Annotated in this window: 21 protein-coding genes; 9 read left to right on the top strand and 12 right to left on the bottom strand. The window is 68.3% G+C overall.

Annotated features, from left to right (window positions below; genetic code table 11):
• The first annotated feature begins 6 nt into the window (after positions 1–6).
• Positions 7–1,041: a tryptophan--tRNA ligase gene (trpS, locus tag EES48_RS13355; protein WP_122468130.1), complete on the top strand. Its 1,035-nt coding sequence runs from the start codon at positions 7–9 to the stop codon at positions 1,039–1,041.
• Between the two features lie 7 nt (positions 1,042–1,048).
• On the opposite strand, the gene EES48_RS13350 is transcribed toward trpS, so the two are convergent.
• Positions 1,049–1,462, bottom strand: a complete 414-nt coding sequence (locus EES48_RS13350) for a metallopeptidase family protein (RefSeq protein WP_122468126.1) — start codon at positions 1,460–1,462, stop codon at positions 1,049–1,051.
• A 140-nt stretch (positions 1,463–1,602) separates the two neighbouring features.
• On the opposite strand from EES48_RS13350, the gene EES48_RS13345 reads away from it, so the two are divergent.
• Positions 1,603–3,948 carry a sensor histidine kinase gene (locus tag EES48_RS13345; RefSeq protein WP_122468123.1) on the top strand — a complete coding sequence of 782 codons (2,346 nt, stop codon included), beginning with the start codon at positions 1,603–1,605 and terminating at the stop codon, positions 3,946–3,948.
• A gap of 42 nt (positions 3,949–3,990) precedes the next feature.
• On the opposite strand, the gene EES48_RS13340 is transcribed toward EES48_RS13345, so the two are convergent.
• The gene (locus EES48_RS13340) at positions 3,991–5,430 is read right to left on the bottom strand and encodes an ABC transporter permease (RefSeq protein WP_122468120.1); all 1,440 of its coding nucleotides are present in this window, start codon (positions 5,428–5,430) and stop codon (positions 3,991–3,993) included.
• A complete protein-coding gene (locus EES48_RS13335; RefSeq protein ID WP_122468116.1) occupies positions 5,427–6,389 on the bottom strand; it encodes an ABC transporter ATP-binding protein in 963 nt (320 codons plus the stop codon). The genes EES48_RS13340 and EES48_RS13335 overlap by 4 nt, the downstream gene beginning before the upstream one ends.
• Before the next feature lie 130 nt (positions 6,390–6,519).
• Between EES48_RS13335 and mutM the strand changes: the two genes are divergently transcribed.
• Positions 6,520–7,383 (top strand): bifunctional DNA-formamidopyrimidine glycosylase/DNA-(apurinic or apyrimidinic site) lyase, encoded by an 864-nt coding sequence (mutM, locus tag EES48_RS13330; RefSeq protein ID WP_122468113.1) that lies wholly within the window; start codon positions 6,520–6,522, stop codon positions 7,381–7,383.
• 7 nt (positions 7,384–7,390) lie between these two features.
• Here the strand turns inward: mutM and EES48_RS13325 are convergent, their stop codons facing one another.
• Positions 7,391–7,924 (bottom strand): BamJ family beta-barrel-assembly machinery protein, encoded by a 534-nt coding sequence (locus tag EES48_RS13325; protein WP_122468109.1) that lies wholly within the window; start codon positions 7,922–7,924, stop codon positions 7,391–7,393.
• Entirely contained in the window at positions 7,905–9,107 is a 1,203-nt protein-coding gene (locus tag EES48_RS13320) for a threonine ammonia-lyase (protein WP_122468106.1), read from the bottom strand. The genes EES48_RS13325 and EES48_RS13320 overlap by 20 nt, the downstream gene beginning before the upstream one ends.
• A 127-nt stretch (positions 9,108–9,234) precedes the next feature.
• Between EES48_RS13320 and EES48_RS13315 the strand changes: the two genes are divergently transcribed.
• From EES48_RS13315 to EES48_RS13305, 3 genes are all read left to right on the top strand, one after another.
• Entirely contained in the window at positions 9,235–9,750 is a 516-nt protein-coding gene (locus EES48_RS13315; protein ID WP_122468103.1) for a hypothetical protein, read from the top strand.
• Positions 9,751–9,848: 98 nt separating this feature from the next.
• Positions 9,849–10,043, top strand: coding sequence for a hypothetical protein (locus tag EES48_RS13310; protein WP_122468100.1), 195 nt, complete (start codon positions 9,849–9,851; stop codon positions 10,041–10,043).
• A 118-nt stretch (positions 10,044–10,161) separates the two neighbouring features.
• A complete protein-coding gene (locus EES48_RS13305) occupies positions 10,162–10,464 on the top strand; it encodes a hypothetical protein (protein ID WP_162998172.1) in 303 nt (100 codons plus the stop codon).
• Between the two features lie 8 nt (positions 10,465–10,472).
• Here the strand turns inward: EES48_RS13305 and EES48_RS13300 are convergent, their stop codons facing one another.
• The 3 genes from EES48_RS13300 to rplU form a co-directional block, all read right to left on the bottom strand.
• Positions 10,473–11,006: a GNAT family N-acetyltransferase gene (locus tag EES48_RS13300; RefSeq protein WP_122468094.1), complete on the bottom strand. Its 534-nt coding sequence runs from the start codon at positions 11,004–11,006 to the stop codon at positions 10,473–10,475.
• A gap of 166 nt (positions 11,007–11,172) precedes the next feature.
• Positions 11,173–11,448 carry a 50S ribosomal protein L27 gene (gene rpmA / locus EES48_RS13295; protein ID WP_122468091.1) on the bottom strand — a complete coding sequence of 92 codons (276 nt, stop codon included), beginning with the start codon at positions 11,446–11,448 and terminating at the stop codon, positions 11,173–11,175.
• Positions 11,449–11,545: 97 nt separating this feature from the next.
• On the bottom strand, positions 11,546–12,151 hold the full coding sequence (rplU, locus tag EES48_RS13290; RefSeq protein ID WP_122468088.1) for a 50S ribosomal protein L21: 606 nt from the start codon (positions 12,149–12,151) through the stop codon (positions 11,546–11,548).
• Between the two features lie 233 nt (positions 12,152–12,384).
• Here rplU and EES48_RS13285 point away from each other — a divergent pair, with 233 nt between their 5' ends.
• Positions 12,385–13,689, top strand: a complete 1,305-nt coding sequence (locus tag EES48_RS13285) for an SAM-dependent methyltransferase (protein WP_122468085.1) — start codon at positions 12,385–12,387, stop codon at positions 13,687–13,689.
• On the opposite strand, the gene EES48_RS13280 is transcribed toward EES48_RS13285, so the two are convergent.
• Positions 13,680–14,699: a glycosyltransferase gene (locus tag EES48_RS13280; protein WP_122468081.1), complete on the bottom strand. Its 1,020-nt coding sequence runs from the start codon at positions 14,697–14,699 to the stop codon at positions 13,680–13,682. The two genes, EES48_RS13285 and EES48_RS13280, sit on opposite strands and share 10 nt — an antisense overlap.
• Positions 14,696–15,346: a hypothetical protein gene (locus EES48_RS13275; protein WP_122468078.1), complete on the bottom strand. Its 651-nt coding sequence runs from the start codon at positions 15,344–15,346 to the stop codon at positions 14,696–14,698. Before EES48_RS13275 ends, EES48_RS13280 begins: the two co-directional genes overlap by 4 nt.
• Positions 15,347–15,411: 65 nt before the next feature.
• On the opposite strand from EES48_RS13275, the gene EES48_RS13270 reads away from it, so the two are divergent.
• Positions 15,412–16,617 (top strand): BaiN/RdsA family NAD(P)/FAD-dependent oxidoreductase, encoded by a 1,206-nt coding sequence (locus EES48_RS13270; RefSeq protein WP_122468074.1) that lies wholly within the window; start codon positions 15,412–15,414, stop codon positions 16,615–16,617.
• A gap of 4 nt (positions 16,618–16,621) precedes the next feature.
• On the opposite strand, the gene pyrF is transcribed toward EES48_RS13270, so the two are convergent.
• Positions 16,622–17,341 (bottom strand): orotidine-5'-phosphate decarboxylase, encoded by a 720-nt coding sequence (gene pyrF, locus EES48_RS13265; protein WP_122468264.1) that lies wholly within the window; start codon positions 17,339–17,341, stop codon positions 16,622–16,624.
• A gap of 90 nt (positions 17,342–17,431) precedes the next feature.
• On the opposite strand from pyrF, the gene EES48_RS13260 reads away from it, so the two are divergent.
• On the top strand, positions 17,432–18,130 hold the full coding sequence (locus EES48_RS13260) for a MarC family protein (RefSeq protein ID WP_122468071.1): 699 nt from the start codon (positions 17,432–17,434) through the stop codon (positions 18,128–18,130).
• Between the two features lie 7 nt (positions 18,131–18,137).
• Here the strand turns inward: EES48_RS13260 and EES48_RS13255 are convergent, their stop codons facing one another.
• A complete protein-coding gene (locus EES48_RS13255; RefSeq protein WP_122468067.1) occupies positions 18,138–18,713 on the bottom strand; it encodes a TetR/AcrR family transcriptional regulator in 576 nt (191 codons plus the stop codon).
• Positions 18,714–18,756 lie beyond the last annotated feature (43 nt).

The raw sequence follows: 18,756 nt of genomic DNA, 5'->3' as shown, positions 1-18,756 counted from the left end.
GACGCCATGACTGACACCCCCGCTCCCTCCTATTCCGGCCCCCGCCGCATCCTCAGCGGCATCCAGGCTTCCGGCGCGCTTCATCTGGGCAACTACCTCGGCGCCCTGAAGCGGTTCACCCAGCTGCAGGACGCGGGCGCGCCGTGCTTCCTGTTCGTCGCCGACCTGCACGCCATCACCGTCTGGCAGGAGCCCGAGAAGCTGGCCGCCCAGACGCGCGAGATCGCCGCCGCCTATCTTGCGAGCGGCCTCGACCCGGCGCGCAGCGTGATCTTCCCACAGTCGGCGGTGCGCGCCCATTCCGAGCTGGCCTGGATCTTCAACTGCGTCGCCCGCCTCGGCTGGCTGGACCGCATGACCCAGTTCAAGGAGAAGTCCGGCAAGCACAAGGAGCGCTCCTCCGTTGGGCTCTACACCTATCCGGTGCTCCAGGCGGCCGACATCCTGGTCTACAAGGCCACCGAGGTGCCGACCGGCGAGGACCAGAAACAGCACCTTGAACTGACCCGCGACATCGCCGCCAAGTTCAACAATGACTTCGGCGCCCCCGGCTTCTTTCCCCTGCCCGAGCCCCTGACCCAGGGGCCCGCGCCGCGCGTGATGAGCCTGCGCGACGGGGCGGCCAAGATGTCCAAGTCCGACCCCTCGGACCAGAGCCGCATCAATCTGACCGACGACGCCGACACCATCGCCGCCAAGGTGCGAAAGGCCCGCACCGACCCAGACGCCCTGCCCGAAACCTGGGACGAGCTGGAGGGCCGGGCCGAGGCGAAGAACCTGGTGACCATCTACGCCGCCCTGTCGGATCAGAGCCGGGACCAGGTGCTGGCCGAGTTCGCGGGCCAGGGCTTCGGCGCCTTCAAGCCCAGGCTGGCCGAGCTGGCCGTCGCCTCAATGGCGCCGGTGACCGCCGAGATGCGCCGCCTGATGGCCGACCGCGCCGAGATCGATCGGGTGCTGCGCGACGGCGCCGAGCGCGCCTCGGCCGTGGCCGACCCGGTGGTCGACGAGGTCAAGGGCATCGTCGGCTTCTGGCGCTGACCCGCGCTCAGTCCGCCGCCGCCTCGATGGCGTCGATGTCGTCGTCGGACAGGCCGAAGTGGTGGCCGATCTCGTGGATCAGCACGTGGGCGATCAGGTCGTAGAGGCCGATGTCGCCGCGCTCGGCCCACTCATCCAGGATCGGCCGGCGATACAGGAACACCCGCGACGGCTCGGGCGATGGATCCATGACTGACCGGTTGGCCAGATCGACGCCCTGATACAGGCCGGTTAGTTCGAACGGATCCTCCATGTCGAATTCGGCCAGGATCTCCTCGTCGGCGAAGTCGTCGATGCGGAACACCACCTCGCCCGCCGCCAGGCGAAATTCCTCGGGCAGGCCGTTGAAGGCCAGCCGGGCCAGCCGGGCGAAGTCGTCGAGCGAGGGGGCGAGGGCGGTGTCGGCGGGGTCGGGGGTCATGCGCTCCCTATCGCCGGACCAGAAGCCGGGCGCAATTCGCCCGATGTCGCGGCTGCAATCGACGCCATCTGCGTTATGGTTACCGCGAATCAGTGGGGCTGGTTCTGAACGCGGGCAGTTGGGGGCCGATCCTGGCAAGCATGGCCGAGGCTGAGTTCGCCTTCATCGCTGCCGCTGGTGCGGCGAGCCTGGCGCTGGCCGTCAGCGCCTGGTCCATGCGCCTGCGCCGCAAGGCGGCCGAGGCCAATGACCTGCTGGCCCAGCGTCTGGGCGCGACCGAGGCGCGACTGGCCGCGCGCGACAGCGCCTTTTCGGCCTTCGAGGATGTTCGCCTCGAAGTGTCTGGCGAAACACTCCAGGGCGGCAGTTCGCCGGCGGTGCTGGGCAGCGCACCGGCCATCGCCCAAGTCGAAAAGGTGATGTTCGGCGATGGGCCCGCCGGAGACCTGTTCGCCGCGGTGGCCTCCAGTTCAGTCTCTGTGCGCGAACGTCTCGACGCCCTGATCGCGCGCGGCGAGCCCTGTGATTTGACGATCGAGACGACGCACGGCGCGCTGCATGTCGAGGGGCGGGCCATCGGCGGATCGGCTTGGCTGCGGCTGGCGCCCGAGGCGGCCGTGGTCCGCGACGTGCCCGTCGAGCCGCTTGTCGACAATTCGCCGACCCCAACCTGGCTGGTGGATCGCGAGGGCGCGCTGGTTTGGGCCAACCAGGCGTGGCTGGCCGAAATGGGCGCCGACAGCGTCGAGGCGGCGCGCGAGGCGAAGCTGGGCTTCGACCGCAACATCGAGGCGGTGGTCGGAGAGGCGCGTCGGACGGGCGAGCTTCAGGACAGCTTCCGCTGGACCACTCTGGGCGGTCGCCGACGGGCCTGGCGGATCGTCGCCCAGCCGGTGGCTTCGGTGACCCGGGGCTTCAACCGATCGGGCTTGATCGCCGCTTTCGCCATCGACGCCACCGAGGCCGAGGAAACTCGCGACACCCTGCGCCGCCATGTCGAGGGACACGACGAGACCCTCAACCACCTGGCCGACGCCGTGGCCATCTTCGGCCCGTCCAAGCGTCTGGCCTTCCACAACACCGCGTTCCAGCAGCTGTTCACTCTCGATCCCGCCTGGCTGGACGAGCGGCCGACCCATTCCGAGCTGTTGGACCGCCTGCGCCAGCGCCGCCAGCTGCCGGAGATGCGCGACTACGGCGCCTGGAAGGCGGCTGAGCTGGACTTCTATGGCGCGTCCGAGGCTTCGCCGGACGACAGCTGGTCCCTGCCAGACGGCCGCACCCTGCGTGTAGTGCGCCAGCCTCACCCTCTGGGCGGCGTGTTGCTGCTGTTCTCGGACATCACGCGGGAGCTCGAACTACGGGCGCGCTACAACGCTCAGCTCCAGGTCCAGACCGCGACCCTCGACAAGCTGAATGACGCGGTGGCGGTGTTCGGCTCGGACGGGCGGCTTCGGCTGCACAACGAGGCATTCGAAACCTTCTGGCGCGTCAGCGCGGATCAGCTGGCCATGGCGGCCGATTTCGACGCCGTGGCCGAGCTGTGCCGACCGGTGATCCCTGACGAGAGCCTGTGGTTGGGGCTGAAGGCTCGTGTCGCCGATCCCGACCCCCAGAGCCGGGTGCCGATCTCGGGCGAGGGTCGCACCGCCGACCGCCGCGTCGCCGCTTGGCAGACACGGCCCCTGCCGGACGGCGCCACCCTGGTGGCCTTCTCCGATGTCACCGCCCGGCGCGAGCTGGAGACGGCTCTGGCCCAGCGCGAGGCGGCCCTGGCGGAAAGCCAGCTGTTGAAGCGCGAGTTCGTCGGCAGCGTCTCGTACGAACTCCGCACGCCCCTGACCACCATCGTCGGCTATTCGGAACTGCTGGAGGCCCAGCCGGGCCTGCCGGACCGCAGCCGCCAGCATGCGGGTGCCATCCGCGTGGCGGCGAGCCAACTAACCCGCTCGATCGACGACGTGCTGGATATGGCCCAGATCGACGCCGGCGAGATGCAACTGACGCTTGGCGACATGCGCATCGACGATCTGCTGAACGACTGCGCCGAGCGGGTGCGGCCCAAGGTCGAGGGGCGCGACGCGACGCTGACGGTGCGCTGTCCCGAAAACATCCGCACGGTGCGAGCCGATGTCCGCCGCATCAGCCAGGCCCTGGACCATCTGCTGGACAACGCCGCCCGCTCCGTCGGCGAGGGCGGCGAGGTCACCCTCAGCGCCCAGGCCGGGCCCAGCGACATCCGCGTCTCGGTATCCGACACAGGGCGCGGCATCCCCTATCACCTGCAGGCCCATGTCTTCGACCGGTTCGTGCGGCGGGACCGGGGCGGACCTGGCCTCGCCCTGGCGCTGGTGAAGGCGCTGGTCGAGCTGCATGGGGGCTGGGCCGAGGTGGAGAGCGAGCCCGGCAAGGGTGCGACCTTCATCCTGCACCTGCCCTTCGAGGCCCTGCCGGACGCGGCGGCGCCGGAGCTGTCGCTGGGCTAGAGGCGGATCTCCCTCGCTCAGAGGCGAGGGAGACGTTCGGCGTCAGTTCCCGCCGCGCACCACGGATCCCAGGCTCTTCCAGCTGAGCTTCACGTCCGACAACGCCCCGGCGCGGAAGGCTCGACCCGAAAGCCAGATGGCCAGGACGATTAGCAGCGCCATGCCGCCGATGGCTCCAACATGCTCGATCAGCGGCGGCTGCGACGGCGCCCGGGCGCTCATCAGGAAGGGCGTGAAGGGCGGCACCAGCGAGAGAATCTTCACCAGCGGCGCATCCGGGGTCCGCACCGCCAGCTGCATGACCAGCAGCGGCACGATCAGCACCATCATGATCGGCCCCATCAGGGTTTGCGCGTCCCTCGGAGTCTCGCAGAAGGCGCCGATAGCGGTGAAGATCACGGCGTAGAGAAGATAGCCGCCCACCAGATAGATCAGCAGATAGATCAGGAGCCCCCCCTCCATCAGAACCGATCCGACATCGGCCAGGACCTGCGGCTGAAAGGACGTCAGGGCGACGATCCCCATCACCGCATAGGCGGCCAGTACCGTCAGGGTCAGCATCGCCACGCCCAGCACCTTGCCGACCATGATCTCGGTGGTGGAGGCCGACGACAGCAGCACCTCCAGCACCTTGGACGCCTTTTCTTCCATGACGCTGTTCATCAGGATCGAGGCGCCGGTGATGACCAGCGACCAAAGCAGGAAACCGATCGCTAGGCCGATGATGCCTGGCAACTGGTCGCGGAACGAGACCTCGGCGCCAGAGGCCGAACTGGGCGAGAAGCTCTGCAGATCCGGCCGGAACAGCTCCAGGCCCGAGACCAGCCCCGGATCGACGCCGGCGCGCTCCAGGCTCTCGCGGCGATTGACCTCGATCAGGGCGTCTCGCACGGCGAACTCGGCCTCGCGGTCCGACGCCTTGCGCACCCAAAGCTCCGCCGATGGCGCTCCAGCCGCGTCGCGACCCAACAGGGCGATGGCGTCGAGCTGCGGCTCCGCCTCCGACGCCAGGGCGGCGCGCACCGCCTCGATGCGGGCCTCGCCCGTGGCCGAGGTGATCGCCTCTGGCGCATCGACGACCCGGACATCCTGATCGGGCGCGGAGAAGCCCGCGGCCGCCCGCGGCGCCACGCGTCGCATCTCGGCCAAGGCCGGTTCGGTTCCCTCCTGCAGCGCCAGGCTGCGGAGACGCTCGGCCTCCTGCGGGCCAGCTTCGGTGACCGCCGCCGACCGTATGGACTGGGCGATCGATTTGCGCTGCTCCAGCGCCAGGGCGTCCAGCACCGCCGGAGTCATAGGCCGCTCGGCGGTCTCGGCCTCGACAAAGGCGACATTGCGCACCGGATCACCGCGCTCGACCAGATAGGCCATGCCGCCGCCGATCCCGGCGAAGAAGGGGAGGGCCAGGAGCGACAGCCAGAAGCCCACCGTGCGGGCATAGGCGCCATACTCGCGGCGCGCGATCAGAAGGGCGCGGTTCATCGGGCGGCCTCCTCGGCGCGGATCTCGGTCTGTCGCTGGTCCTGATCCGGGTCGTCGCCGGTCAGGTCGATGAAGGCGTCGTGCAGCGTCGGCTCGCGCATCTCGAACCGGCGCACGTCCAGCCCGGAGATGAAGGCCGAGCGCAGTGCGGCCTGGGCCTCGGCCCCGGGCGCCAAGGCGGCGCGGAACTTGGCGCCCCCCTCGCCCTCGCCAACGGCGTCCACCGAGGCGACGCCCGGCAGGGCGGCGACGGCGGCCTGCTCCAAGGCGCCTTCAAGCTCCAGGAACCGGGTCGATCGGGCGCGCGCCTCTGTCACCGTACCCTCGAACGCCTTCTGGCCCCGGGCCAGGAGCACCACCTTGTCGCACAGCCGCTCGGCGTGCTGCATCACGTGGGTCGAGAACAGCACCGTCGCTCCGCCCGCCGCCAGGTCGCGGATGATCTGCTCCAGCCCCTGCTGGTTGACGGGATCAAGCCCGGAGAAGGGCTCGTCCAGAATAACGAATTCGGGTTGATGAGCGATCGAGGCCAGGAGCTGGACCTTCTGCGCCATGCCCTTGGACAGCGCCTTCATCTTCTTGGTCTTGGACGCGCCGAGGCCATGGGCGTCCAGCAGCGCCCTGGCTCGTTTACGCCCCTCGCCGGTCGGCACGCCCTTGAGACCCGCGAAGAAGGCGATGGTGTCGACCGGGGTCATCTTCTTGTAGACGCCCCGCTCCTCAGGCAGGAAGCCGATCCGGTCGCGGACCTTGCGGCCATCGTCGGCGCCCAGAATCTCGATGCGGCCGCTGCTCGCAGGCTGCAGGCCCAGCATCATCCGAATGGTTGAGGTCTTGCCCGCCCCGTTCGGGCCCAGAAAGCCGCAGATGGTCCCGGGCTCGACCTGAAAGCTCAGATCCCTGACCGCCTGAAAGGCTCCATAGCGTTTGGACACATCGTCCAGAACCAGCGCCGGCATCCGTTTCCCCCTGCTGCGTGACGCTCAGGGGTAGCGACCCGGACGCGCCCTGTCTGCCCCCAGCGGATTACATCGGGTTCAGGTTCGGCGCGTCGCCTTGCTATAGCGGGCGCGAACCGGAGAGCCGCCTATGCCCGAACTGCCCGAGGTCGAGACGGTCCGCCGGGGCCTGGAGCCGATCCTGGCCGGCGCACGATTGGGCCAGGTGCGGCAGAACCGGCCCGACCTGCGCTTTCCGTTTCCCGACGATTTCGCGGCGCGGCTGGACGGGGCGACCGTCGATCATGTGGGACGGCGAGCCAAATATCTGCTGATGCCGCTGTCCACCGGCGAGACCTGGGTCACCCATCTGGGCATGACCGGGCGCTTCACGCTCGACGGCCGCCAGTTGGGCGAGTTCGAGGAGCCGGCGCCGATCGCCGGCAAGCACGAACATCTGAGTCTTTGCGCTCACAAGGACGGCGCCCGGACGCGGGTCGGTTTCGCCGACGCCCGGCGGTTCGGTTTCATGGGGCTGATTGCGACGGATGAGGTCGAGACCCATCCCTGGTTCGCCAACCTGGGTCCCGAGCCGCTCGGTAACAGCTTTTCGGGCGCGCATCTCGCCGAGCGCTTCCGGGGCAAGGCGCAGAACATCAAGGTCAGCCTGCTGGATCAGCGGATCGTCGCGGGACTGGGCAACATCTATGTCTGCGAGGCCCTGTACCGCGCGCGGATTTCGCCGACGGTCGCCGCCGGCAAGGTGTCGCGACCGCGCCTTGAGAGGCTGGCGGCGGCAGTCAGGCTCGTGCTGGAGGACGCCATCGCCGCCGGGGGATCGACCCTGCGGGACTTCGCCAACGCCGAGGGTGGGCAGGGCTATTTCCAGCATCGGTTCGACGTCTACGGCCGCGAGGGCGAACCCTGCCGGGACGCCGATTGCTCCGGCGTGGTCCGGCGCATCGTCCAGGCGGGACGCTCCACCTTCTACTGCCCCCGTTGCCAGAGGCGGTGACCGGGCGTCAGACCCGCGCGGTGTTGGCCGATCCCGCCCCCGGCGCCTTGGCCACGGCCAGCAACTCCATGCGGAACACCAGCACCGAATTGGGCGGAATTTGCGGGCCCTGCCAGCGATCTTCATATCCTAGAGCGGGCGGCACATAGAGCATCCACTCGTCGCCGACCTTCATCCGCTGCAGGGCCTCGGTCCAGCCGGCCACGACCTGTTCGGGCGTGGTGACATAGGGGGCGCCACGTTCATAGGAGCTGTCGAACACCGTGCCGTCGATCAGGGCTCCTTCGTAATGGACCCGCACCAGATCGTTGCCGTCGGGGCTCTCGGCGCCCTCGGGGGCGGCGCGGATTACCTTGTACTGCAATCCTGACGGCAGGGTCTGGACCCCATCGGCCGAGGCGTTGCGCTCGAGGAAGGCCTCGGCTTCCCTGAGGTTTTCGGCGGCCACACCTGCGTCCACATCATCGCCGCCTCCGCGCCCGCAGGCGGCCAGCAACAGGACGCCGGCCAGCGCCGCCCCCCTAAGCCATGCGCATGTCATAGCCGGCCTCCTTCATGGCTTCGCGAATTTCCTCGGCGTGGTGGGCGTCGCGGGTCTCCACCATGATGTCAAACTCCGCGCCCTTGGCGGGGACGTCGAGAGCCAGGCGGTTGTGGACCACGTCGATGATGTTGCCGCCCAGGCCGCCGATCACCGCGCTCATCTTGGACAGCATGCCCGGACGATCGTCGCCGAGGATGCGATAGACCACCAGCCGCTTCTCGCGCACCAGCTCGCGGTTCAGCACCACCGCCAGCATCCGCGCATCGATATTGCCGCCGCACAGCACCAGCCCAACCTTGCGACCCTTGAAGCGTTCGGGGTGGGCCAGCAACGCCGCCAAGCCACCGGCTCCGGCCCCTTCGGCCACGGTCTTTTCCAGAGTGGCGTAGAAGGCCACCGCCTTTTCGAAATCGGCCTCTTCACAGACGATGATGTCGTCGACCAGCGGATCGGCGATGGCGAAGGGGATGTCGCCCACAGCCTTGACGGCGATACCCTCGGCGATGGTCTGGCCGCCGCAGCGCGGCTCCTCGCCCTTTCGCTTGGCCGTGAACGACGGATACATCGCCACCTCAACTCCGATGATCTCGATATCGGGCTTGATCGCCCTGGCGGCCAGAGCGCATCCGGCCATCAGGCCGCCGCCGCCGATCGGCACGATCAGGGTGTCGATTTCGGGCGCGTCCTCCAGGAACTCGACGGCGCAGACGCCCTGGCCGGCGACGATGCCCTCGTCGTCGAAAGCCGAAACGAAGATGTAGCCGTGCTCGGCCTGCTGGCGTTTGGCCTCCTCGGTCGCGCCGGTGAAGTCGGCGCCGTGGATAACGACCTCGGCCCCGTGGCGGCGCGTGCCGTCGATCTTCACGAAGGGCGTGCCCTCGGGCATGACGATGGTCACCGGCACGCCCAGCCGACCGCCGTGATAGGCCAGGGCCTGGGCGTGGTTACCGGCCGAGGCGGCCACCACGCCTCGCGTCCGCTCTTCCGGGGTCAGCAGCATCAGGCGATTGAGCGCGCCGCGCTCCTTGAAGCTGCCGGTGTAGTGCAGGTTGTCGAATTTGACCCAGACCTCCGCCCCCGTCAGCTCGGACAGGCGGCGCGAATGGCGGGTGGGAGTGTGGTCGACCTGACCCTTGATGCGCTCGCGCGCGGCCAGGATGTCGGCATAGGTGACGCTCATCACGCCTCGTGAAATGGCTTGTGATGACCTTCTAGGCCGGTTCGATGTCCGGGCGATAGGGTGGCGTGCAGAGGCTCAGGAGGGTAGACTGGTCCGACCCTGACATTCGCGTCCCGGAGCCGTCGCCATGACCCGCCTCGCCCTGTTCGCCGCCGCCGGCTTGGCGCTCGCCGGTGCGGCCTGCGCCCCGACCCAGACAGGGCCGATGTATGGCGGCGCAATGAGCCGCGACTTCAACGCCGCCGACTTCGCCTGGTCGCAGCAGGCGGGCCAAAGCGCCATCGCCGGTGTCGTGCGCTACTCCGACGGCGGCCAGGCCTACCGTTGCGCTGGCTCGGTGGGACTGAATCCGGTTACGCCCTACACAAGGCACCGCTTCAACACTCTGTACGGCTCGATCGAGCGGGCGGCGGTTCCGGCGTCGGTGGTGCGGGCGCGCACCGTCGAGGCGGCCGACCCCGATTATCCGCCCTATGTTCGCTCGACCGCCTGCGATGCCGACGGCCGCTTCGCCTTTCGGGGTCTGCCGGCCGGCGAGTGGTTTGTGATCGCCCCGGTCCAGCCCGGCGGCGGCGAGCCTGTGGTGCTGATGCGGCGGGTGGTGACGCGGTCGAACGGAACGGCCGAACTTACCCTGAACTGATCGCGGCGAGGCGCGGAGTTCGACGAGCGCGGATCGCCCTTTTTCGGCCCTACCCGGATGAAACCTCACTCCCCGATCGTACGAAGGGGGAGACGCCCATGCGCCACAACATCGTCGGGTCCGAGGCCTTCCAGAAATCCGGGGCCTATCATGTCGCCGAGCTGAAGCCGGGCGGGTTTCGCAAACGCCGCGCGCGCATGGTTATGGCCTTTGTCGGCGGCGCCCTGGCGGCCGTCATTCTGGGCGGCGGGGCCGTCGCGGTCGTTTTCGCGTCCGGCGCCGGTCTGATCTAGGGCGCTGAAAATGCTCCGCAAACGGAGTGTCACGAATTTGTCGCTCAGGGTTTACAGAACCGTCAAAGAGCTCATCCTCGTCTCCTGAAGCGCCCTGCGAGGGGCTGGGAGGATGAGCATGAAAAAGACCACAGCCGCAGCCGTCGCTCTGACGATCATCGCGATTTCAATGACTTCCGGCGTGGCGGCGCAGGATCGTCCGCAGACGGATCAAGGCGACCGTCCTTTGATGGTGTGCGCCAACGACCGTGACACCCGTGTCGCTTTCCGGCGCGAGTTCGGCCAGGAGCCCGTATTTTTGACCGCGGAGGAGGCGCGCGACGCCGCCCGGCGCGGCGAGAGCTGGGAAACGCCGCGCTGCATCGCCGAGGCGCAAGAGGCCCGGCTGCAGCGCGCCAGTCTGGATCGCTCGCCAAACTGACCCGACAGTCAGGCCATCCAGATCATCATTCGGGTGGCGACGGGCTCGCCCCGGGCGCGGCTGAATTGCGGGCGGACCTCGCCGGTGGGCAGAAATCCTGCCTTGTCCAGCACGCGCCCGGAGGCCGGGTTGTCGGTGAAATGCCCCGATAGCAGGGCCCTCTTGCCCCAGCGCCTGGAGGCCCACTGCACCAGGCCGTCCACCGCCTCCGTGGCCAAGCCTCGACCCCAGTACGGCTGGCCGATCCAGTAACCGATTTCGGGCAAGGGATCGTTGGAATAGAAGACGCCGATCACCCCGACCGGGCCGTGGTCGTCGTGATCCAACAGAAAGGTGTAGCCCGCCTTCGGATCCTGCGCGGCTACGGCGGTGACGAAGGCGTTGGCGTCCTCGAGCCCGTAGGGGCTGGGCATGCGGGTGGTGTTGCGCGCGATGGCCGGATCGGACGCCAGGCGCGCGATCGTCGCCGCGTCCTCGGGCGCGGGCGCGCGAAGGGTCAGGCGCCGCGTGGCCAGGACCGGGGTTGTTTCGATGACGCACATGGGCGCCCCTCCGCAGACTGTCCGCCCTCCTGTATCCGTCAGGGTCCGGGGCGGTTCGGCGCGGGGAAACGAAAACGGGGAGCCCGGTGACCCGGACTCCCCGCGGAAACATGTCCCTGGTCCGGATCGCGGCTTCTGAGAGCGGCGATCCGAAAAGGGCGGATCGCTACTCGGCGGCCATCGGCATGTCGGCGCTAAGAATCGACACGTAACAGCGGCCGCCACGCTTGGTGGTGAATTTCACCGCGCCGGTCTTCAGAGCGAACAGAGTGTGGTCGCGGCCCAGGCCGACGTTGTCGCCCGGATGGAAGGTGGTGCCGCGCTGGCGCACGAGAATGTTGCCGGCCAGCACCTGCTCGCCGCCGAACTTCTTTACGCCGAGGCGTTTCGACTCGGAGTCGCGCCCGTTACGCGACGAACCACCGGATTTCTTGTGAGCCATGGGATGCTCTCTCTTCCTTGGGCGCTATCGCTCGGCTCGCGGAGCCTCGCTGCTTGAGCGCGGTCGTTACTTGGTCGCCCGAAGGCGGTCTGAATTCTTAGGCGTCGTCGCCGGCCTTATCGGCCTTCTTGGCCGGAGCCTTTTTGGCGGCGGGCTTCTCGGCGGTTTCGGCCTTGGCGGTCTTCGGAGCCGCGGCCTTCTTGGTTTCGGTCGTCTTGGCTTCTGCCTTGGGAGCCTTGGCTTCGGTTTCGGCGATCTCTGACTGGGCGGCCGGCTTGGCCTTGGCTTTCGGGGCCTCGGCTTCCACGCGGGGAGCCAGGCCGCGGGCGCGGGCGTTCTTCTCGGCCAGCGTCAGGGTCTCGGCCTTGCCGTCCCACTTGGCGTTCTCGTCCTTGCCCGAGATGCCGGTGATGCGCAGCACCGATTCCATCTGGCGATGGCCGTTGGTGCGGCGATAGCCCTGACGACGGATCTTCTTGAAGACCTTGATCTTCTCACCCTTGCGGGTTTCGACCAGCGAGGCCGCGACCGAGGCGCCGGCCACCAGGGGCGCGCCCAGGGTCACGCCCTTGTCGCCGCCCAGCATCAGGACGTCGTCGAACGTGATGTCCGCGCCGGTGTCGCCGTCGAGCTTCTCGACAACGATCACGTCGCCAGGTTGAACCCGGTATTGCTTGCCGCCGGTCTTGATCACCGCGTACATATTGAGCCTCGGCGTTAACGCAAAAAAGTATGCGCCCGCGAGGGGTCCCGCGGGCGAAGAGCGGCGGTGTATACGCAGGCGCCCGCCGGAGTCAACGAAAACCCGGCTGAATGCCCTGATTTCCCAGCCAGGCCTTGGGATGTGTCGGTCGGATCACGCTTGGCCGCCCGCCCCGGGCCGCGCTAAGCGAAGGCGACCGTCTCGACCCGTCCATCGCCCGCCGGAGCCCGCCCATGACCGACAAGACGCTGGAGGCCGCACGCCGCATCGTCGCCCATGTGGCCGATCGCCTTCAGGCCGACCTGTCGATCCGCCTGTGGAACGGCGAGGTTCTGCCGCTGGGGCCGAACGCCCGCGACGACATCCAGCTGACGGTCGCCCACCCCGGCGTGGTCCGCCGCCTGCTGCTCAAGCCCGGCATCATGACCCTGTTCGAACTGGTGGCCTCGGGCGAACTCGGCATCGAGGGCGGCAGTCCGATGGAGGCCGCCGACCGCTGGGACCACGGCCGCGCGGTCCATCTGGCCAAGCGTGTCGACAAGCTGTTCCTGGCCCGCCAGGCCGTGCCCTTCCTGACCATGAAGGAGGATCGCGTCCGCCCCCTGCCGGCCTTCGACGCCACCGGGGAGGACGGCATCGGCGCTGCGCGCAAGGGCCGCAAGGACCAGGATTTCATCCAGTTCCACTACGATGTCTCCAACGACTTCTACGGCCTCTTCCTGGATCCGCGCATGGTCTATTCCAGCGCCTATTTCACCGACGCCGAGGTCAGCCTGGAGGAGGCCCAGGCCGAGAAGCTGGACCGGATCTGCAAGAAACTGCGCCTGAAGCCGGGACAGAAGCTGCTCGACATCGGCTGCGGTTGGGCCGGTCTCGCCTGCTGGGCCGCCCAGAACTATGGCGTCGAGGTCCACGGCGTCACCCTCTCCCAGGCCCAGTTGGACTATGGCCGGGCCCGGGTTGAGCGCCTGGGACTGTCAGACCGCATCACCCTGGAACTGCGCGACTACCGCGACATCGACGCGCCGGGCGCCTATGACGCCGTGTCCCAGGTGGAGATGTTCGAGCACGTCGGCTTCGCCAACCACGAGCGGCACTTCGAGACGGTGCTCAAGCTGCTCAAGCCGCGCGGCCTGTACTTCCACCAGGCCTCGGTGCGTCGGGGCGGCCGCGACGCCTTGAAGCCGACCGCCACCACCGCCGCCATCACGCGCTTCATCTTCCCGGGCGGCGAGCTGGACACCATCGGCATGACGGTGACCAACATGGGCCGACTGGGCTTCGAGGTGCTGGACGTCGAGGACATGCGCGAGCATTTCGAGCTGACGCTGCGCCACTGGTGCCAGCGTCTCTCCGATAATCGCGCCCAGGCCATTGTCGAGGCCGGAGAGGCCCGCACCCGATTGTGGGAAATCTACTTCGCCCTGTTCGCCAAGGGGTTCGAGCGCGGCGCGGTCCTGGTCTATCAGACGGTGGGCCAGAAGCGCCGGCCGGGCGCCAGCGGCTTGCCGTTGGATCGTGCCAGCCTTTACAACTGATCCTCGACGGCCTCCTCGACCGCAGGCGACGCGGCGCGCTTCTCTAGCCGGTCGAGGCGCTGGGCGGCGCGGCGGGTCAGGGGAGAGGCGGTCCGCGATTCCCGCTCGAGGATCCGCCACAGAGAATCCGTCAGCCGCTCGATCCGCGTCGGATCGTCGATGTAGGCGGCGTTCCAGGGCTTCTTGTCCGCGCCGACATAGTGGAGCAGGCGAACCCGATCGAGATGCTTCAGCTGGGTCGGCGCCGACAGCGAGGCCAGGAAGCCGTGGTTGAAGTTGTCGTACGACGACAGCGCGCCCATTGAATAGCGGTCCGATCGCCGGATGAAATCCCGCACCACGGCCTGCTCGACCGTATAGGGCTTGCTCTCGGCCGTGGCGATCAGGCCGGCACGGAACTCGGGCTCCATGGCGCGGCGATTGATCACCATTACCCCGCTGTTCAGCGACCGCTCATTGCCGTCGGCCAGAAAGGCGGACATCCGCTGTTCGCGCTCGACCACCGGACGACGCGCGCCGGTCTCGTCGATGATCAGGTCGCGCTTGAATACGGGCGCGCCGTAGAGATCGTGCTCGCTGAGCGCCGCGAGGTGTTCACAATCGTTCAGAGCGACGATGTCGGCGTCGATGTAGATGTGCCGGTCGTAGCCGTAATCCTGGAACACCAGCCACTTGAGGAAGGTGTATTTGGCGATCCAGCCCTTTCGCAGATCCTCTCGAACCCGTTCCGGAGAGATATTGGCGAACTCGGCGATCTGCTCCGGTCCGGCCAGAATCTGGTGATCGGTCACGGCCCTGACCAATGGGTCGCGGAACACCGCCGCGTCCTCGCTGATCACAATGATCGGATATTTTGTCAGGGTTCGAACCCGGGCCAGCGAATAGGCCAGGACGTGAAAGGGTCGGAGAAACGCCGAGTTCAGCACGAAGATCAGAGCGGTGCGCGGCTCAGGCGGTCCCGAGGTCGAGACCGCTCCGTGAATGGCGAGCGCCAGGCGACGGAGGCTCATACGCCCACCGACCAGAGCATGACGCCGGCGTTTCGAATCCCGTGGCGCAGCACGCGCGGCACCTCGATATTCCAGGGGCGCCGGCTGCGGAAGAAGTGGTCGGCATAGGCCCGCTCGAGTGGGCGGCGGTAGTCGTCGACGAAGACGTGAGTGCTCTCAGTGGCTACGCGATGCGACCAATAGATCGAGAGACTACGCCCCGGCATCGCAGGCTTCGAGCCCATGGGCGAGTCCACCAGTATGACGTCCCACGCGGCGCTTGCGATGACGTCGGGCACGGGGAAACGCGCCAACTCCGCCTCGTCGATCGGGAGACTGTCGGCTACCGTGCGGCCGCGATAGCTGATCTCCCGAATATCGAGATCCGGGAACCGCTCGCGCGCCTCAGGAAGCCAAGTGCGGTGATTCTCCAGAAAAACGGTCTCGCCGCCGGGATTCATCGCCGCCCAGAGCGGGCTGTCGTTGCCGCACCCGAACACCAGGACCTTGGCGCCGGGACCGCGACCCGCAATCGCAGATCCGATCACCGTGGCCTGGCCGCGCGATATCTGGATGGTGTCCTGATAGTGTGTCTGGATGGCTGCGGTGACCACGCCGCCGGTGGCGACAGGGGCGACCGGCGAAGGCGAGGCGGCTTGCTCTGACATCGCGGACCTGTCTAGGCGAGGCGTTCCCGCGTCTCAATGGCGCGACCGCCAAAAGGAAATCGCGTTTGGCCGAGCCTGTCCGCAACATCGACGTCTGCGTCGTCGGCGCCGGGGCGGCCGGGCTGATGTGCGGGATCGAGGCCGGGCGGCGGGGGCGGTCGGTGGTGGTGCTGGACCACGCGCGGGCTCCGGGCGAGAAAATCCGTATCTCGGGCGGGGGGCGCTGCAACTTCACCAATCTGGGCGTGGGACCGCACGCCTTTCTGTCGAGCAACCCACGCTTCGCCCTGTCGGCGCTGCGACGCTACACTCAGCACGACTTCGTAGACCGCGTGAACCGGGCCGGCATCGCCTGGCACGAGAAGACCCTGGGTCAACTGTTCTGCGACGGCTCGGCCAAACAGATCGTGCAGATGCTCGTCGATGATTTGAGAGCGGCGCAAGGGGACCTGCGGCTGGGCGCGGCCGTGGACACGCTAGAGCGCGATGGCGAGGGCTTTCGGCTGGTGACCAGCGACGGGCGGACGATCGCCTGCTCGTCCCTGGTCGTCGCAACCGGCGGCAAGTCGATCCCCAAGATGGGGGCGACAGGCTGGGCCTATGACGTGGCGCGGCGGTTCGACCTTCCTTTGGTGGAGACGCGACCGGCCCTGGTTCCCCTGACCTTCGAGCCCGGCCTGCTGGAGCGGCTGAAGCCGCTGGCGGGGGTCGCGGTCGATGTCGAGGCGCGGGCCGGAGAGGGAGGGCGAAAAGGGGCGTTCAGGGAAGCCATGCTGTTCACCCATCGCGGCCTCAGCGGCCCGGCCATCCTGCAGATCAGCTCCTACTGGCGCGAAGGCGAGGCGATCACGCTGGACATGGCGCCCGGTGTCGACGTGTTCGGGCGCCTGAAAAGCGAGCGGGCCGACAATGGCCGACAGGCGGTGGCGACGGCGCTGTCGCGGGTGGTGCCGAAGCGGTTGGCGGAAACGATGAGCACGGCGGAAGGGGCCCCGGCGACCTTGGCGGACGCGCCGGACAAGACCCTGCGTCGGCTGGATGAGGCGGTGCGGCGCTGGACCGTCAAGCCGGTCGGATCTGAGGGCTATCGCACCGCCGAGGTCACCCTGGGCGGCGTCGATACCGCGGCGCTGGACCAGAAGACCATGCAGGCGCGCGGTCAGCCGGGCCTGTATTTCATCGGCGAGGCGGTGGACGTCACCGGCTGGCTGGGCGGTTATAATTTTCAGTGGGCCTGGTCGTCCGGCTGGGCCGCCGGGCAGGTGTGCTGATCGCTCAGGCCCTTCGAAGCGCGGCGGTCGCCATCTCGCGCACGATGGCCTCCGCCGCCGCTTTCGGATCGGCGGCAGCGACGATGGGGCGGGCGACGACCAGATGGCTGGCCCCGGACTGGAGCGCCTTGGCGGGCGTCGCGACCCGCTGCTGGTCGCCGACCTCGGCGCCGGCGGGGCGCACGCCGGGGGTGACCACCAGGAAATCCGGCCGGCCGGCCTCGGTGGCCAGGGCGCGGGCGCGGGCGGCTTCGAGCGGGCTGGAGACGACGCCGTCGACGCCGGCTTCCAACGCCTGGCGCACGCGGCGCGCCACGAGGTCGGAGGCGGTATGGGCGTAACCGATCTCGGCCAGATCCGCGTCGGACAGGCTGGTCAGGACCGTGACGGCCAGAAGGGCGGTCGGATGATCGCCACGCCCGGCGATCGCCGCGCGCATCACCTGCGGTTCGGCGTGGACCGTCAGCCAGTCGCAGCCGCCCTCGGCGACGGCGCGGGCGGCGCCTTCGACCTGGGCCCCGATGTCGTGCAGCTTCCAGTCCTGAAAGACCTGGCAGCCGCGTTCGCGCAGCCGGTGGGCGAACGCGACGCCACCTGGCCGGGCCAGCAGGGTCAGCCCGACCTTCCATGAGGTGATCACGCCGTCGAGCCGCTCGGTCATGGCCTCGGCCGCATCAACCGACGGCAGGTCCAGCCCGACGATCAGGCGTGGATCGGCTGTCACGGTTTCGGTCATCGACGATCTCCCGGCGAACGGCTAAGCAGAGCCATAATCGAAGCACGCACGCGGGGTGCGGTCGCGCCGGGGGTCCAGATGAACGCCGTCGACCTGGGGGTCAACCTGTTCGTGGCGCTGTTCGCCCTGATCGACCCGATCGGCAACATTCCGATCTTCGCGGCGGCCACGGCCGGCGCCTCGGGCGCTCAGCGGCGCGGGGTCAGCGCCCTGCTGTGCCTGTTCGTCGTCGTCTTCCTCAGCTTCTTCTTTTTCACCGGTCTGGGGCTGCTGGAATTCTTCGGCATCTCGCTGGCGGCATTCCGTATCGCCGGTGGCATCCTCCTGCTGCTGCTGGGTCTCGATATGGCGCGGGAGAATTTTCTGGAGAGCTTCGCCGACCCCGACGCGCTGAAGGACGCCGGCGACGTGCGCGGCTATGCGCGACGGCGGTTTCAGCGGCTGGTGGTGCCCTTCGCCATGCCTCTGATGATCGGGCCCGGCGCGATCTCGACCATCATCATCCAGGCGGGTGAGGCCCAGGCTATCGGCTACCAGGGCACGGTCGCCGGCATGGCGGCGATCCTGGCGGCCGGCGTGGTGACCTTCGCCATCTTCGCCCTGACCGGCCCGATCCACCGGCTGCTGGGCGAGGTCGGCATGGCGATCGTGGTGCGGGTGCTGGGCCTGATCCTGTGCGCCCTGGCGATCCAGTTCATCCTCGCGGGTCTGGGTGAGGCGCTGCCGGGCATGATCGCTCTGGAGGTCACCAGCCCCTATCCCGACGGCGGGCACTGACCCCGGCTCAGCAGTCCTCGTCGTCGAGCAGCGACTGCAGCAGGCGGGCGAAGCGGGTGGTGAACCGCGCCTTGGCGTCGTCGTCCAGCGGCAGGCCGCCGGTGATCTCCTTGCCCATGGCCACGCCCATAACCACGCTGGCGGCCAGGCGGGCGCGGACCTCGGCGTCCTTGCCACCCATCCATTCGATCAGGGGGCGAAAGAACCGCTCGTCGCTCGACCGGCCGATGATCTCCATCGCCTTTGCCGAGCCGAGCGAGCGCAGCATGATCGGCAGGCTGTCCATCTTGGATTCGGGCTTGGGCTTGGTCATCACCTGTTCGGCGATGCGCCGACCCCAGGTGGCGCGATCGCCCAGCATGAAGCCCTCGCCGTTGTCGCAGCTTTGCATGACCTGGAGGAACAGATCCTCCTTGGATCCGAAATAGCGGCTGATCAGGGCGGCATCCACACCGACCTCACGCGCGATGTCGCGCAGCCCGACCTCGTCGTAGCCGTCGCGGGCGAACCGCTTGCGAGCGGTGAGCAGGATGTCGGCGCGCGTGGCTTCGGCGTTGCGCGGCCGCGGATAGCAGGGCCTCAAGGGCGGCGTTTCCTGTCCGAGAGTTAATGACCTTGCGACCCTT

Source organism: Brevundimonas lutea, assembly GCF_003704105.1.
Lineage (GTDB): Bacteria > Pseudomonadota > Alphaproteobacteria > Caulobacterales > Caulobacteraceae > Brevundimonas > Brevundimonas lutea.
The sequence above is the reverse complement of the archived record's forward strand: the minus strand, read 5'-3'. Positions and strand labels throughout refer to the sequence as shown.